The sequence below is a fragment of the Micromonospora sp. NPDC049004 genome, assembly GCF_040649315.1.
GTDB lineage: Bacteria > Actinomycetota > Actinomycetes > Mycobacteriales > Micromonosporaceae > Micromonospora.
In genome coordinates this window covers 257,103-271,055 of sequence record NZ_JBEZFG010000001.1, presented here as the reverse complement: position 1 = coordinate 271,055, position 13,953 = coordinate 257,103, and the positions used below count along the sequence as shown (strand labels likewise).

Annotated in this window: 15 protein-coding genes; 3 read left to right on the top strand and 12 right to left on the bottom strand. The window is 72.8% G+C overall.

Annotated features, from left to right (window positions below; all coding sequences use genetic code 11):
• Positions 1-128: 128 nt before the first annotated feature.
• Positions 129-560, top strand: a complete 432-nt coding sequence (locus AB0B97_RS01135; RefSeq protein ID WP_357489599.1) for a DUF6223 family protein — start codon at positions 129-131, stop codon at positions 558-560.
• Positions 561-567: 7 nt separating this feature from the next.
• Here AB0B97_RS01135 and AB0B97_RS01130 read toward each other — a convergent pair whose 3' ends face one another.
• Both AB0B97_RS01130 and AB0B97_RS01125 read right to left on the bottom strand, forming a co-directional pair.
• Positions 568-942, bottom strand: a complete 375-nt coding sequence (locus AB0B97_RS01130; RefSeq protein ID WP_357489598.1) for a hypothetical protein — start codon at positions 940-942, stop codon at positions 568-570.
• A 297-nt stretch (positions 943-1,239) separates the two neighbouring features.
• Entirely contained in the window at positions 1,240-1,662 is a 423-nt protein-coding gene (locus tag AB0B97_RS01125) for a DUF6069 family protein (RefSeq protein ID WP_357489596.1), read from the bottom strand.
• A gap of 153 nt (positions 1,663-1,815) precedes the next feature.
• On the opposite strand from AB0B97_RS01125, the gene AB0B97_RS01120 reads away from it, so the two are divergent.
• Together AB0B97_RS01120 and AB0B97_RS01115 are read left to right on the top strand one after the other, a co-directional pair.
• On the top strand, positions 1,816-2,310 hold the full coding sequence (locus AB0B97_RS01120) for a MarR family transcriptional regulator (RefSeq protein ID WP_357489595.1): 495 nt from the start codon (positions 1,816-1,818) through the stop codon (positions 2,308-2,310).
• A gap of 113 nt (positions 2,311-2,423) precedes the next feature.
• A complete protein-coding gene (locus AB0B97_RS01115) occupies positions 2,424-3,935 on the top strand; it encodes a PLP-dependent aminotransferase family protein (RefSeq protein WP_357489594.1) in 1,512 nt (503 codons plus the stop codon).
• On the opposite strand, the gene AB0B97_RS01110 is transcribed toward AB0B97_RS01115, so the two are convergent.
• The 10 genes from AB0B97_RS01110 to AB0B97_RS01065 are packed head-to-tail and all read right to left on the bottom strand — an operon-like array spanning position 3,880 to position 13,937.
• Positions 3,880-5,340, bottom strand: coding sequence for a UbiD family decarboxylase (locus AB0B97_RS01110; RefSeq protein WP_357489592.1), 1,461 nt, complete (start codon positions 5,338-5,340; stop codon positions 3,880-3,882). The two genes, AB0B97_RS01115 and AB0B97_RS01110, sit on opposite strands and share 56 nt — an antisense overlap.
• A complete protein-coding gene (locus tag AB0B97_RS01105; RefSeq protein WP_357489591.1) occupies positions 5,337-5,705 on the bottom strand; it encodes a chorismate mutase in 369 nt (122 codons plus the stop codon). The genes AB0B97_RS01110 and AB0B97_RS01105 overlap by 4 nt, the downstream gene beginning before the upstream one ends.
• Positions 5,702-6,049, bottom strand: a complete 348-nt coding sequence (locus AB0B97_RS01100; protein WP_234581760.1) for a cupin domain-containing protein — start codon at positions 6,047-6,049, stop codon at positions 5,702-5,704. The genes AB0B97_RS01105 and AB0B97_RS01100 overlap by 4 nt, the downstream gene beginning before the upstream one ends.
• On the bottom strand, positions 6,039-6,743 hold the full coding sequence (locus AB0B97_RS01095) for a flavodoxin family protein (RefSeq protein ID WP_357489589.1): 705 nt from the start codon (positions 6,741-6,743) through the stop codon (positions 6,039-6,041). Before AB0B97_RS01095 ends, AB0B97_RS01100 begins: the two co-directional genes overlap by 11 nt.
• A gap of 56 nt (positions 6,744-6,799) precedes the next feature.
• Positions 6,800-8,104, bottom strand: a complete 1,305-nt coding sequence (locus AB0B97_RS01090) for a TrpB-like pyridoxal phosphate-dependent enzyme (RefSeq protein ID WP_234581762.1) — start codon at positions 8,102-8,104, stop codon at positions 6,800-6,802.
• Positions 8,105-8,130: 26 nt separating this feature from the next.
• Positions 8,131-9,351 (bottom strand): MFS transporter, encoded by a 1,221-nt coding sequence (locus AB0B97_RS01085; protein ID WP_357489588.1) that lies wholly within the window; start codon positions 9,349-9,351, stop codon positions 8,131-8,133.
• The gene (locus AB0B97_RS01080) at positions 9,342-10,577 is read right to left on the bottom strand and encodes an ATP-grasp domain-containing protein (RefSeq protein WP_357489586.1); all 1,236 of its coding nucleotides are present in this window, start codon (positions 10,575-10,577) and stop codon (positions 9,342-9,344) included. The genes AB0B97_RS01085 and AB0B97_RS01080 overlap by 10 nt, the downstream gene beginning before the upstream one ends.
• Positions 10,574-11,362 carry a phenylalanine--tRNA ligase beta subunit-related protein gene (locus AB0B97_RS01075; RefSeq protein WP_357489585.1) on the bottom strand — a complete coding sequence of 263 codons (789 nt, stop codon included), beginning with the start codon at positions 11,360-11,362 and terminating at the stop codon, positions 10,574-10,576. Before AB0B97_RS01075 ends, AB0B97_RS01080 begins: the two co-directional genes overlap by 4 nt.
• Positions 11,359-12,648 (bottom strand): MFS transporter, encoded by a 1,290-nt coding sequence (locus tag AB0B97_RS01070; RefSeq protein WP_357489584.1) that lies wholly within the window; start codon positions 12,646-12,648, stop codon positions 11,359-11,361. Before AB0B97_RS01070 ends, AB0B97_RS01075 begins: the two co-directional genes overlap by 4 nt.
• A complete protein-coding gene (locus AB0B97_RS01065) occupies positions 12,648-13,937 on the bottom strand; it encodes an amidohydrolase family protein (RefSeq protein WP_357489582.1) in 1,290 nt (429 codons plus the stop codon). The genes AB0B97_RS01070 and AB0B97_RS01065 overlap by 1 nt, the downstream gene beginning before the upstream one ends.
• Between the last annotated feature and the right edge of the window lie 16 nt (positions 13,938-13,953).

The following is a 13,953-nucleotide window of genomic DNA, read 5'->3' as shown; positions in this document are numbered from 1 at the left end:
GTCGTGCGCGGCAGCCGCCTGCGCCGGTGGCGGCAGCGCGGAATGCCTCCGGCTGCCGGACGACCCGCGGCCCAACCGGCGACAGGATCGAACGACAACCAACGAAACGTACGACGAAGGAGAAGCACATGCTCCCCTCAGCACACCCGAAGCGGGCCCGACTGGTGTTCACCGCTGCCGCGTCCGCCCTGGCCGGAGGGCTGGCCGCGCCGGCCGCCGCGTACGCCTCGTCCGCTCCCCTGGCGGCCAGCGTCACCACCATGAGCGCCGGGCGACTCGGGGCGAGCGTGGGCGCTCTGCTGGGCCTGGCGGGGGTGATCGTCGGCGCCTTGGCCCTGGCCCGGCCCGCCAGCCGCGTCGGCACCGGCAGCGGGCTGCTCGGCGCGACGGTGGCCCTGGCGACCGGGCTGATCGGCGTCGCCCTCGGCGCGCTGGTGGTGGCGACCTCCGACGGCGGCATCGGCACGGGCAACGGGCGCGGCGGGGCATACGTGGCACTCGTGGTGGGGTTGGCCGCGCTCGGCCTCGGTGGACTGGCGCTGAGCCGCACCCGCAGCTGAGGACGGGTCAGCGGCCGAACGCGAGGTAGAGCCCCAAGCCGAAGTTGACGACCAGGATGACGGCCCCGACGACGGCGCCCCAGCGCTGCCACCTGGTCCACCGGCCCGTCCTGCGGGAATCGACGAGACCCGCCTCCTCTATCCGGACGGCCGCGATCTTGTCCCGCTCCACGGCGTCCCGACGCCCCGAGGCCACGTTGGCGCTCAGGAGGGCGGCGTTGGCGCGAAGCTCCTCGGTGAGAGCCTGCAACGCCCGGGTCATCGAGTCGATCGAACCGTTGATCCGGCGCAGATGCTCGTCGTGCCCCTGCAGGCGCTGCTCGATGCGCCCTGCCCCCACCCCGCGTTCGTAGGCGGCCGCGTTCTCGCTGCTCTCGGTCACGGTCGTCCCGCCGCTGGTGGTGGCGGGACGGCCGTCATCCGAGTTGACCGATACGGGGTTGTGGTGCCTGCGAGCTGCACGATCGGTACCTCCTGCTGGCCACCGCAGCGCCGACCGGATCGCCTGCCCCACCGGTCGGCGGTGGTGCGACGTCCCACCCCGCTGAGGCCCCTCGGGCCTCGAAACATCGCCTCCGTGCATCAGTCGTACCACCGGCGGGCCGAGAAATCACCTGCTGAGATCCGACAAAGCCGCAGGTCAGAGGCATCAACTAGACCCGCGGCAGACCGCTCGTCGTCAGACGCGTCGCGCACCTCTGCGGAAACCCAGGATGACGACAACACCCACCGCCAGGTGCATCAGCACGAGGGCGACCCTGGTGCCGGCCGAGGCGTCGACAAGCGATGCCGGCACGAGCGACAGCACGAGCACGGCGACGGCGATCGCGGTCCAGATCGTGGTGGCGCGACCCGAGAGGCGCTCGAGCACCGCCAGCAGGCCCCAGCCGAGCAGGGCGGCGAGTGCGGACGTCAGGAGCACGGCGAGCACTGTGACGTCCTGCGGGCCGGCGCCCTGGTCGACGGTGAGCTCAGCGCCGCCGACGGTGGCGATCAGCCACACGACCACGGCGGCGAGCACTGCGGCAAGGAGGGCGATGGACCGGTTGCGCACGCGCGACGCGCCGTCGGCGGCGCGGGGCATGGAGGCTTCCGCAGACATGACATGACTCCTTTGTGGAGGGGATCGACAGTCGGGATCGAACCGTATCAGAATGTTCTGTTCTTTACTATCTTGTTCTTAACTTCCACGCGAACGAAGAGATGCTCCGCTCTGAGATAGTTCGAATCACGAACTAGTTGTTAGGCTGCCGTCATGACGACCGGCACCTCCGGGCCCGATGCCGCGGCGCCCGACCTGATGTTCCTGATGTCCTGGGCCACCCACGCGCTGGCTCAGGAGCACGCCGCCGCCCTCTCCGGCCTGGGCATCTCGACGCGGGCCTACTGCGTGCTCGATCGCGGCCGCACCGGCGAGTTCACCCAGAGCCAGCTCGGCGACATGTGCGGCATCGACAAGACGACAATGGTCGTCACCCTCGACGAGCTCGAACGCGCCGGCCTGGTCGAACGCCGCACATCGACGACCGACCGACGTGCCCGCATCGTCACCGTCACGCCCGACGGCGAGCGACTGGTCGCCGAGGCGCGGCAGATCGTCGCGCGGCTACAGGGCGACATCCTTGACACGCTCCCGTCGCACGACCGGGGGATCTTCCTGGACGTGCTCGGTCGACTCGTCGACGGCCGGCTGTCGACGTTCGTGCAGACCGACCGTCCGGTCCGCCGACGGTCCTCCCGGGCAGCCTGACCACCGCTGCGCCGACCGCCCGGCGATCAACTGTGGCCGGTCGCAGACCAGCCGGTTCGGCACGCCGGCGCGACTAGACTCGCAACCGGCGTCGAGCGGGGGAGCATGTCCAGGTGAGTTCGGACCAGCTCCTCGTCACGCTGGACCGCGACAGCTCCGTTCCGTTGCAGCAGCAACTCTGCGACCAGATCAGCGGATCCGTACGGGCCGGCCGGCTGCGCCCGGGCGACACGGTGCCGCCCAGCCGCGAGCTGGCACACCAGCTCGGCGTCTCCCGGACGGTGGTGACCCGGGCGTACGAGCTGCTGCGGGCCAACGGGGTGCTCACCGCACGCCGGGGCTCCGGCACCCGGGTCAGCACGGCCCTGACCGACGCGCTGCCACCCGCCCCCCGCGCCGCCCGCGCGCACCTGCGACCCGAGCCCCCACTGCCCACCGACGCCGGCAGCGCGCTGTGGAAGCCGTGGGAACCGGCGCCGATGCACCGGCCGGACGGGACGTACGACTTCCGGCACGGCACCCCGGCGCTGGCCAGCTTCCCGGTGACCCGGTGGCGGCAGTCGCTCGCCGACGCGGTGAGCCGGGCCGACGCGGTGGCCCTGGGCTACGGCCCGGCCGAGGGCGCGTTGTCGTTGCGCGCCCAGATCACCGCCCTGCTGCGGCGCAGCCGCGCGCTGGACGCCACCCGCGAGAACACGGTGGTGACCAGCGGCGCCACCCAGGCCATGGACATCCTGGTCCGACTGCTCGTCGGCCCCGACGACGTGGTGATCATCGAGGACCCCAGCCACACCGTGCTCCGACAGATCTTCGGCTACTCACGGGCCGCTGTGGTGCCGGTCGCCGTCGACGAGGAGGGCCTGCGGGTCGACGAGATCGACTGCCAGGTCCGCGCGCACGGCCTCGACCCGGCCCGCGTACGCCTGGTCTACGTCACCCCGTCGCACCAGTTCCCCACCGGGTTCATCATGTCCGAGCGGCGGCGACGGGCGCTGCTGCGCTGGGCTCGCGAACACGGGGCCACGGTGCTGGAGGACGACTACCACAACGAGTTCACCTTCGCGCAGGAGCGGTTGCCGTCGCTGGCCGCCGACCCGCAGGACGCCGACGTGGTCTACGTCGGCAGCTTCAGCAAGACCCTCTTCCCCTCGCTGCGCATCGGGTACGCGGTGCTGCCGCCCCATCTCGTCCGGTCGTTCCTGGGCGTCAAGTGGATCACCGACCGGCTGACCCCGACGCTGACCCAGGAGGCGCTGGCGGAGTTCATCGCCTCCGGCGCGTACGCCCGGCACATCGGCCGGATGGACCGCCTCTACCGGCAGCGGCGTGCCCGGCTGCTGGAGGCGCTGTACGAACACTTCGGCGCGGGAGTACGGATCTCCGGCACGGCCGCCGGGCTGCACGTGCTGGTGACCCTGGGCGGCGCGCGCGACGTCGGCGAGGCCGAGATCGTGCGCGCCGCCGCCGCGCGCGGCGTCCGGGTCTACCCGGCCTCGGGCTACTTCGTCACCCGACCGCCGAGCGAGCCGACCTTCCTGATCGGGTACGCGGCGCTGCCCACCGCGAAGATCACCGAGGGAGTGGCGCTGCTGGCCGCCGCGGTACGGGACGTGACGGCTCGGTGAAGCGGGGCCGGTGAAAGCGCGCGCTCTGGGCGTACGGGACGGTGCAGTCGAAGACCGCCTTCGCCGTGCGCCCGTCCGCCGACAGCGACGGGGAGTAGCCGGTGTGCTGACTCGGGTCGAGCGGAAAACCCTCCCGGTCCGGCAGCACGAGCAGGTCCTGGTCGGCCTGGAAGCGGGTGACCATCGCCCACCACAGGTCCTGATCGGACTCGATGTCGACGTCCTCGTCCACGCACAGCACCAGCTTGGCCATCCGGAACTGCTCCAGCACCGCCTCGGCGGCGGCGCGTACCGCGAGGTCGTCGGCCGGGCCGCGCTTGGCCGGCCACTGCAGCACCACCATGAGCTGACCGCCGCCCGCGGTGTGGCAGTGCGCCGCCCGGGCCGGTGTCCCCCGGCGGCGCAGCAGGTCCAGCACCGCGGCCTCCATCCCGAAGCCGAGCAGCACCGACTGCTCGTGGCCGGGCCCGGAGACCGCCTGCAGGATCGGGCTCTCCCGGGCGGTGATCGCGGTGATGCGGATCAGCGGCAACGAGGGATGCGCCCGACCCTGGTAGCCGAGGAACTCCGGCGTCGCCACCGTGCCGTGCGCGCTCTCCGGCACCCGGTCGGCCAGCAACTCGCCCTCGATGACGTACTCGGCGTGCGCGATGAACTCGGCGTCCACGGTGGCGCAGGGCAGCAGCTCCACCGGTTGACCGGCGAGCGCGCCGGCCACCGCCAGCTCGTCGAGGTCGGGCGGGACCAGCGAGGTCGGGCAGCAGGACGACAGCAGCACCGCCGGGCTCAGGCCGAGGTGGATCGCGACCGGCAACGGACGCCCCCGGCGCAGAGCGGCCTGGTGCGCGAGCTCCAGGTCCCGGCCCGGCACCATCCAGATGGTCAACGTGTCGGGCCCCTGCACGCACATCCGGTGCACGGACAGGTTGCGGACCCCGGTGTCCGGGTCGGTGGCGAGCACCGCGCCGAGGGTCAGGTACGGGCCGGCGTCCTCGTCGGTGAGGACCGGCACCGGCAGCGCGGTCAGATCCACCGGCAGCGTCTCGCGCGGCCAGCGGGACGCGTCGGGGGCGGCCACCGGCGGACGGGGTGCGGCCACCGCGGCGAGCAGCCGGTGCGGCAGCTCGGCCGGCGTGCAGCCGAGCAGACCGGAGGCACGCCGGCGGGTGCCGTAGAGGCCCATCAGCACCGCCCGGGTCGGGCCGTGGTCGGGGCGTACCCGGTCGAAGAGCACCGCCGGGCCGGCGCCGGTGGGCGGGGCGGCGGGAGCGCCCGCCCAGCGGGCGTAGTGGGCGGAGACACCGTAGCGGGCGGGCAGCTCCGTGGGGACGCGGACCAGCTCGCCCGGGAGCGGATCGAGGCTGGCCAGGGCGTGCCGCAGGTCGACGGGCGGGCGGTGACTCATCGCTCTTCCGCCCGTGGCACGGCGGCCCGACGCTCCGCCAGCATGTCGAGCTGCATCCGGGTCAGCTCGTCGATGAGCGCCCGGTAGGCGCCGACCGCCACCTCGGGCGGCATGCCGTGCTGGGCGGCCAGGTCGTGCACCCGGTCGAGCACCTGTCGTACCCGGTCGGGTGATCGGACTGTCGCCTCGTCCGTCTTGTGCGCGGTGAGCTCCTGCACCACCCGGGTGCGCTCCGCCAGCAGGGCGATGATCCGCTGGTCGAGCGCGTCGATGGCGACCCGCAGCTCGGCGATCCGGGCCGGGCCGTCGGCGCCGCCGGCCGGGGGGGAGCCGGCCGGCGGCGCGATCGGGTGCTTATCGCTCACGGCTGCGGGACCTGGTCGATCACGAAGACGACCGTGGGCTCCGCGTCGCTGCCCTGGGACCGGTGCTCCTCGTCGTCGGGGATGACGAAGCCCATGCCGGGGCGGCACGGCACCGACCGGTCCCGGAAGTGGATGGTGAACTCGCCCTGCAGGACGTAGCCGGTGTGCCCACGCAGGCACCAGTGGTGCTCGTCGAAACCCGGCGGCAGCTCCAGCAGGCGGAGACGCTGACCTCCGACGTACGAGATCTTGACGCGCCCCTCGGCTCCCGGCTTGTCCCACCTCTCCCACTCGGTGGCCGGGAAATCGATGCCGACCGGCGCGGCGACCTGCTCAGTGGACATTCTCGATATCTCCTCTGGTGTGGACGGTTTCGGTGCGGCGGGGCCGCGGAACACGCTCGTTGCGGTCGCGACGCGGGAGGACCGGACCGCCCTCGACCCCCTGGTGCCGCTTGAGCAGCTGCACCATGTCGAGCATCCGGTGCACCATCCGCTCCAGCGCGTCGACGCCCTCGACGTCGGTCAGGCCGGGAGCGCCGGTGGTGTTGCGCAGCAGGACGGGGAAGCCGCTGCCCACCAGGATCATCCGGTTGAGCAGCAGGTTGTTGACGATCTGGTTGTGCACCGAGGAGTCGCTGTACCGACGCCCGGTGACGATGATGCCGCCGACCTTGTCGGCCAGCGGCCGGGTGAAACGCAGGTAGCCGACGCCCGCCCGCTCGATGAAGACCTGCATGAGGTGGGCGAGGCCGAAGCCGTGCACCGGGGCCGCGTAGATCAGCCCGTCGGCGCTGGCCATCTGCTCCACCAGGGCGGGGACGTCGTCGTCCACCTGGCAGGGCAGGGTACGGCTGTTGCAGTCGCCGCACGGGCTGCACGGCGAGATGCGGTGGTCGCGTAGCGCGATGGTGCGCAGGATCGCGCCCCGTTCGGCGATCAGCTTGCCCGCGTACGCGATGGCGTGGTCGGTGTTGCCACCGGGCCGTTCCGATCCGTTGATGGCGAGGATGGTCGCTGCTTCGCTGTGCAATGGCACCCCCGGTGCTCGTCGCGAAGGGTGGACGCCACGGTGGCGCCCACCCCCTCGCGAGGTCAGTCCGTCAGTTTTCCGGCGAAGTAGTCGATGTAGGCCTGCATGTCGAAGTGGCCGTGCCCGGAGAGCGAGAAGACGATGGCCTTCGACTCGCCCGTCTCCCGGCAGCGCAGCGCCTCGTCCACCGCCACCCGCACGGCGTGGGTGGACTCCGGCGCCGGCACGATGCCCTCGCTGCGGGCGAACAGCACGCCCGCCTCGAAGCAGGCGGTCTGCGGGACCGCCCGCGCCTCGATCAGGTCGATGTCCCGCAGCGCGCTGACGATCGGCGCCATGCCGTGGTAGCGCAGCCCACCGGCGTGGATCGCCGGCGGGTGGAAGTCGTGGCCGAGGGTGTGCATCTTGGCCAGCGGGGTGAGCCCGGCGGTGTCGCCGAAGTCGTAGTCGTAGCTGCCCTGCGTCAGCGACGGGCAGGAGGCCGGCTCCGCGGCGACGAACCGCACCGTCGGGCCGCCGCCCAACTGCCGGCGCAGGAACGGCAGGGCCAGCCCGGCGAAGTTGGAGCCGCCGCCGGCCGCGCCGACCACGATGTCCGGGTAGTCGTCGGCCATCGCGAGCTGGAGCAGCGCCTCCTGCCCGATGATCGTCTGGTGCATCAGCACCAGGTTGAGCACCGAGCCGAGGGCGTACTTGGCGGCGCCGCCGCTGGACATCGCCGCCTCCACCGCCTCGGAGATGGCCAGGCCGAGGCTGCCGGTGGAGTCCGGGTCGGCGGCGAGGGCCGCCCGGCCCGCCTCGGTACGGTCGCTCGGGCTCGGGGTGACCGACGCGCCGAACGTCTCCATCAATCCTCGCCGGTACGGCTTCTGGTCGTAGCTGATCCGCACCATGAAGACCTCGCAGTCGAGGCCGAAGTACGCGCAGGCCATCGAGAGCGAGCTGCCCCACTGGCCGGCGCCGGTCTCGGTGGTCAGCCGCTGCACGCCGTCGAGCTTGCTGTAGTACGCCTGCGGCACGGCGGTGTTCGGCTTGTGGCTGCCGGCCGGGCTGACCCCCTCGTACTTGAAGTAGATGCGGGCCGGCGTGTCGAGGGCCTGCTCCAGGCGGCGGGCGCGCACGAGCGGGCTCGGCCGCCACTGCCGGTAGATGTCGAGCACCGGCCCCGGGATGTCCACGTCCCGCTCGGTGGTGAACTCCTGCTCGATCATGCCGGTGGCGAAGAGGGGTTCGAGATCCGCCGCGGTGATGGGCTCCCGGGTGCCGGGGTGCAGCATCGGGGGCAGTCCCTTGGGCAGGTCGGGAACCACGTTGTACCAGGTCGTCGGAATGTCACTCTCGGGCAGCACGAACTTCGTCGCGGTCATGGCCTCTTCCGATGCGGGGTGGGGTGTCAGGGACTGGCGGTGGCCGGTTCGGCGAGTACCGGCACGGGCCGGACGGCCGGTCGGATCCGCAGCACTGCGAACGCGACCATGCCGACCACCGGGGTCAGCAGGAGCAGCAGGAGAACGGGATGGTGGCCCTGGGTCTGCCAGATGAAGCCAAGACCCATCGGCACGACCAGCCGGGCGGAGCTGAGCACGAAGGCGTTCAGGGCCATGAAGCCGCTGACCCGGTGCTCCGCCACGTGGTCGGCGATGTAGGTGGGCACCACCACCGACGCGATGATCTCGCCGAGGGTCCAGACCACTGTGGAGAGCAGCACGGCGGGCAGTGAGAACGCGAACACCAGGACGGCCATCCCGGTCGACCAGAGCAGGCCCGCCACGATCAGCAGGACCCGGGTCGAGTACGCCTTGATCCGCTTCTCGATCAGCAGGCTGGCGCTGACCACGACGACGCTGTTGATGGTGTAGACCGCCCCGACCAGCGCCACCGACGAGTGCAGCACCGTGGTGACCGCGAGGGGCAGCGTGTATTCCAGGCCGATCAGCGGCGCGACGTAGCAGAACGAGACGAGCACCAGCACCGCCACGTCGATGTCGCGCAGCAGCCCGGCCCGGCCGGTGCTCGCGGCCGACGACGACGTAGCGGCACGTCGGGTGTCCGCCGGCACGAAGAGCCAGATGGTGGTCGCCGCGAGCAGCCCGAGCAGGATGTTCCCGGCGAACATCAGCTGGTAGGAGAAGGCCGCCGCGAACCCGCCGAGCAGCGGGCCGACGCCCATGCCGAGGTTGTTGGCGAGGTAGCTCACCGTGTACGCGAAGGGCCGCTCACCGGGCTCGGTCAGGTCGGCGATCAGCGTGTTCGCCGCCGGGGAGAACATGCCCATCCCGACCAGCGCGACGAAGAGCAGCACCGCGTACGTCCAGGTGGGACCGTCGACCAGGGCGAGACCCAGGTAACCGGCCGCGTTGAGCAGCAGACTCGACACCAGCGCGGCGCGTCGGCCGGCCCGGGCGCAGACCGGGCCGCTGAGCAGGCTGCCGGCGAGCAGGCCGGTGCTGCCGACGGAGATCAGCACGCCCGCCTCGCCGGTGCTCAGGTGCCGGCTCTGCACGAGGTAGACCGCGAGCAGCGGGAACACGAACATGCCGGCCCGGTTGATGAAGGAGGCGTAGACAAGCATCCGCAGCGGGCGCGGCAGGGCCCGGAACCGGGTCAGCCACATGACGGCTCCCCCACCGGCTCGGTGCGCACCTCGAAGGAGTCCCGGATGACCTTGAACCGAGCGCGGACGTCGTCGAAGTCACGCCCCTCGCAGACGTACCAGCCGAGCACGTCGTTGGAGGCGGTCGGCTCGGCGAGCACGTCCCCGACCGCCTTCCACACGTCCGCGTCGCGCACGGCGTCCAGCGCCCGCAGCTCGTCGGCAGTGGTGATCGCCGTGATCCGGCCGTACCTGTCGGAGCACAGGTATTCGGTGCCGATCTCCGGGCCGAGGGTCGCCGCCGGCACGTGCTCCGGGTCCAGTTCCAGGCGGCACCACTCCCCCGCCAGGTTGATCCCCCGACCGGCCTGGATGGCGGGGACGATCGAGCCGCCGCCGGCCCGGGCGGCCGCCTCGCCGAAGACGACCTCGCCGTCGTCGCGGAGGAAGAACTCCACGTGCGCCACGCCGGTACGCATCCCGAAGCCGCGCAGCACTGTGGCGCTGGCGGCCAGGATGCGCCGCTCCGCCGGGGTCAGACCGTGCTTGCGGGAGACCGTGCCGCCGGGCTCGTCGCGGAACTCCAGGACCGAGTACGTGTAGCGGGAGAGCTGCTCGAAGACCACCTCGCCGTCGCGCAGCAGCGAGTCGACGTGGTACTCGGCGCCCCGGACGTACTCCTCCACCCGGTAGTCGTGCCGGTCGTCGGCGACCAGCGGCCACACCCGGGCCAGGTCCTCGGTGGAGTCCACCCGGTGGGTGTCGCCGCAGGCCCAGCCGGCGTACGGCTTGATCACCACCGGCCAGCCCACCTCGGCGGCGAACTCGGCGACCGCCCCCACCGTCTCGGGGCGACACGAGCGGGCCACCGGCACGCCCAGCTCGGTGGCCCGGCGGTGCATCACGTTCTTGTCCCGGAAGGTCAGGGCCTCCTCCGGGTCGAGGCCGTCGATGCCGTTGTCGCGCCTGCAGTACGCGGCGGTCAGCACGTCACCCTCGAAGAGCGGGAAGATGCGTCGCACCTGATGCGTGGCGACGATCGTCGCGACTACCGAGCGGACGGCAGCGGTGTCGTCGAGGTCGGCGTGGTAGCAGGGCAGGCCGGCGGCTTCCGGGGCGGGCTGCCCGGTCGGCAGCAGCACCACTGTGGTCACGCCCAGCTCGGCGGCGGCGGCGACAACGCTGCGGAACTGGGCCGCGTACCGGCCGGCCGCCGGCCGGTAGATCACCAGGATCGCGCGGTTCACGGACGGCTCCCCTGGTGGTTGCCGGCGGGGCTGAGCGGCCCGGCGGTACGCAGGACGGCGCTTGTCGTCCCCACGTCGAGCACCGCCTCCTGTCGCGGGGCGTCGGACTCCTCGTCGAGGGCGGCGGCCAGCCGGGCCAGCGCGTCCACCACCTCCGCCCGGCCGCCGGGGTGGGCCGACTCGACGGTGAGCAGCAGCCGGTGCCGGCCGAGGTCGGTGCGGACCAGGTGTCCCTGCCGCCAGTTCCACCGCCGGGAGTGGGCCCGCCCGTCGCCGTCGGCGTAGACGACCTCGCCCGGCTCGGGTCGCTCCGGAGCGTCGGGCACCCCGAGCGGCAGGAAGGTCTCGGTGCCGTCGGCCGGTCGGACGACGAGGTCGGTGATGCCGTCGACCGCGCACGAGGCCACCGGCAGCGCCGCGCCGAGCGAGACGGCGTTGCAGAGGTCGACCAGGGCGTTGATCCGCGGCAGTCGGTCGCCCTTGGCGACCCGTCGGGCGATCGACTCGGCGGCGCAGGGGAACCGGTTCGGGTTCACCCCCACCGTCCGGTACGCCTCCCGCCACGCGGCGATGCCCGGCAACTCGGCCACCCCCGCCTTGTCCAGGTCGGCCGCGTGCAGCGCGTCCTCGGCGGCGGTCAGCAGCGCCGACACGCGGGGAGGCGCCGGGGCGACCTCGACCGCCGGCAGGGCGAGCACGCCGAGGACGTAGTCCGGCACTGCGGTCAGCACCCGGTCGTCGATGCGGACGGTGAGGGTGTCCGCACCGTCGCTGAGCTGGGTCATCGTGATCCTCGTGAGGTTCGGGTCCGATTGTCGGTCCGACCGTACGCAGCGCTGTGACCACTCGGTGTGGCCAATCCGGGGTGATCCGGTGTGGCCAATCCGGCGGTCGGTGGCTGGTCGTCGCGACGGCCGGCACGGGCCCGCGCGCCGAGCAGCGTGGTGCCCACCGCCAGGACGCAGAGCGCGGCGCCGACCGGCCCGAGCAGGTCGAGGGCGTCCTCGCCGCCGTGGCGCAACAGCCGGTTGCCGAGGAAGCCGCCGAGGGCGATGCCCACGAACGTCGCCGAGGAGTTGAGGGACAGCAGCAGCGGCCCGGAGGTCGGCGCGATCGTGAAGAGCCGGTGCTGCTGGGCCGGCTGCGTGGCCATCGCGGTGACGCCCCAGGCCGCCATGGCCAGCGCGGCCGGAAGCAGCGCCTGCCGGGTCAGCGGCAGCGTGACCAGCACCAGGGCGAGCCCGGTGATCGAGACCACCAGCACCGGCAGGCCACCGAAGCGGTCGGTGGCCCGCCCGCCGAGCACCGTCCCGGCGACCGCCGGCACACCGAAGACGAGCAGCAGCACCGCGAGCAGCGTCCCGTCGCTGTCGGTGGCCGGCGCGAGCAGCGCCCCGACGTACGTCAGGGCGAGGTAGCCGCCGGTCATGAAGAGCGCGGTGGTGAGCACCGCCAACCCGACGCGGCTCTCGCGGGCCGGGGCGAGCCGGGCCGCCAGCGACGGGCCGGGCGGCAGCGCCAGCTGAGGCAGGCCGACCAGCACCGCCACCGCGCAGGCGGCGCCGAGGGCGGCGAGCAGCCAGAAGGTGGCCCGCCACTGCAGGTCGGCGGCGAGCCAGGTGCCGAACGGCACCCCGACCACGGTGGCCGCGGAGAGGCCGCCGAGGACCACGGCCATGGCCCGGCCGCGCCGCTCGGGCGGGGCCAGCGCGGCCGCCGAGGCGGTGGCGGCGGGGACGTAGAGCGCGGCGCTGACCGCCGTGAGGACCCGGGCCAGCAGCAGCAACGGCAGGTCGGGGGCGAGCGCCGAGGCGACGTTGCCCACTGTGAACCCGACCAGCGAGATCACCAGCACGGTACGCCGTTCCAGCCGGCCGGCCAGCGCGCCGAGCACCGGGGCGGCGACGGCGTACGCGAGGGCGAAGACCGTGCTCACCCACCCGGCCGAGGCGACGCTCACCCGCAGCGTGCGGGCCACCTCGGGGAGCACCCCGGCGACGACGAAGGTGTCGGTGCCGATGGCGAACGCCCCGACGGCGAGCAGCGGGACGACAGGAACGGACCGCCGCATCACGCGACTCCCGCCGGCTGCCCGGCGCGGTAGCGGGTGGCGTCCCCGGCGACCACCCGGCCGCCCAGCAGCACCAGCTCGATCGCCTCCGGCCGGCCCAGCACCGTGATGTCCTCGGCCGGGTCGCCGTCGGTGACCACCAGGTCGGCCAGCCGGCCCGGCTGCACCGTGCCCGCCTCGTCGCCCCGACCGGCCAGCCGCGCGCCGTTGGCCGTGGCCCAGGTCAGCACCACCGGCGCGGGAATGCCGGCCATGCTCACGTAGGTCTCCAGCTCCTCGGCGTACCGGCCGTGCGGGGTCCAGGCGAAGCCGAAGTCGTCGCCGGCCACGATCGGGATCCCCATCTGCACCATCAGCGGCAGGATGCGCAGGGTGTTCTCCACCTCGGCCTGGAATTCCAGGGTCTCCAGGTACTCCGGGGTCTTGCCGTGCCGGGTGCCGTCGGTGAGCAGCCGGTACGGCTGGTGCAGGCTCGGCACCACGAAGATGCCCCGCTCGGCGATCGCCTCCAGGGCCGCGTCGTCGGCGTAGGTGGCGTGGTCGATCACGTCGACCCCGGCGGCGATGGCGTTGCGGATGCCGCCCAGCCCGCGCGAGTGGGCCCGGATGCGGACCCCCCGCTCGTGCGCCGCCCGCGCCGCGATCACCAGCTCCTCGGCGGTGAACAGCAGCTCGTGGGAGCGGCCGTTGGGGAACGTGTCGTCGCCGGTGGAGAAGACCTTGATGATCTCCGCGCCCTGCTTGACCTCGGTGTCGACGTACTCGATCAGCTCTTGCGGGGTGTCGGCCAGCCGCATGAGGTCGCTCGGGATGCGTTGCTTGACCGCCGGGTTGCGGCGCTCCGGCGGACCGGACACCATCAGGTCCCGGCTGCACGGGGTGATGCGCGGACCGGGCAGCCGGCCGGCGTCGATCGCCCGGCGCAGCGCCATGTCGATGCCGGCCACCGAGCCGGCGCCGACGAAGGCGGTGTAGCCGAGGCGCAGCATCGCCGCCGCGTTGGCGGCGGCCCCGAGGGTCACCTCCGGGATGCTGTACTTGAACAGCATCTCCCGACCGTCGAGCACGTTCAGGTACGCGATGTGGGTGTGGCCGAGCGTCATGCCCGGCATGACCGTCCGACCGTCGAGGTCCAGGACGTCGACGCCCGGGTCGTGCAGGGGCGCCTGCGCCTCGGGTAGCACGGCCACGATGCGCTCGCCGTCGAGCAGCACGCTGTGGCGCGGCCGGGAGGGCACCCCCAGTCCCTCCTGGACTGTGGCGCAGTGCAGCAGCATTCGTCGGGACACGAGGCGTCTCTCCGGT

What these genes read in the sequence shown, in the direction of transcription:
- AB0B97_RS01085 (WP_357489588.1), bottom strand. Translation starts at nt 9,351, where the DNA reads ATGTGGCTGACCCGGTTCCGGGCCCTGCCGCGCCCGCTGCGGATGCTT.
- AB0B97_RS01110 (WP_357489592.1), bottom strand. Translation starts at nt 5,340, where the DNA reads ATGAGTCACCGCCCGCCCGTCGACCTGCGGCACGCCCTGGCCAGCCTC.
- AB0B97_RS01100 (WP_234581760.1), bottom strand. Translation starts at nt 6,049, where the DNA reads ATGTCCACTGAGCAGGTCGCCGCGCCGGTCGGCATCGATTTCCCGGCC.
- AB0B97_RS01075 (WP_357489585.1), bottom strand. Translation starts at nt 11,362, where the DNA reads ATGACCCAGCTCAGCGACGGTGCGGACACCCTCACCGTCCGCATCGAC.
- AB0B97_RS01135 (WP_357489599.1), top strand. Translation starts at nt 129, where the DNA reads ATGCTCCCCTCAGCACACCCGAAGCGGGCCCGACTGGTGTTCACCGCT.
- AB0B97_RS01090 (WP_234581762.1), bottom strand. Translation starts at nt 8,104, where the DNA reads ATGACCGCGACGAAGTTCGTGCTGCCCGAGAGTGACATTCCGACGACC.
- AB0B97_RS01070 (WP_357489584.1), bottom strand. Translation starts at nt 12,648, where the DNA reads ATGCGGCGGTCCGTTCCTGTCGTCCCGCTGCTCGCCGTCGGGGCGTTC.
- AB0B97_RS01120 (WP_357489595.1), top strand. Translation starts at nt 1,816, where the DNA reads ATGACGACCGGCACCTCCGGGCCCGATGCCGCGGCGCCCGACCTGATG.
- AB0B97_RS01125 (WP_357489596.1), bottom strand. Translation starts at nt 1,662, where the DNA reads ATGTCTGCGGAAGCCTCCATGCCCCGCGCCGCCGACGGCGCGTCGCGC.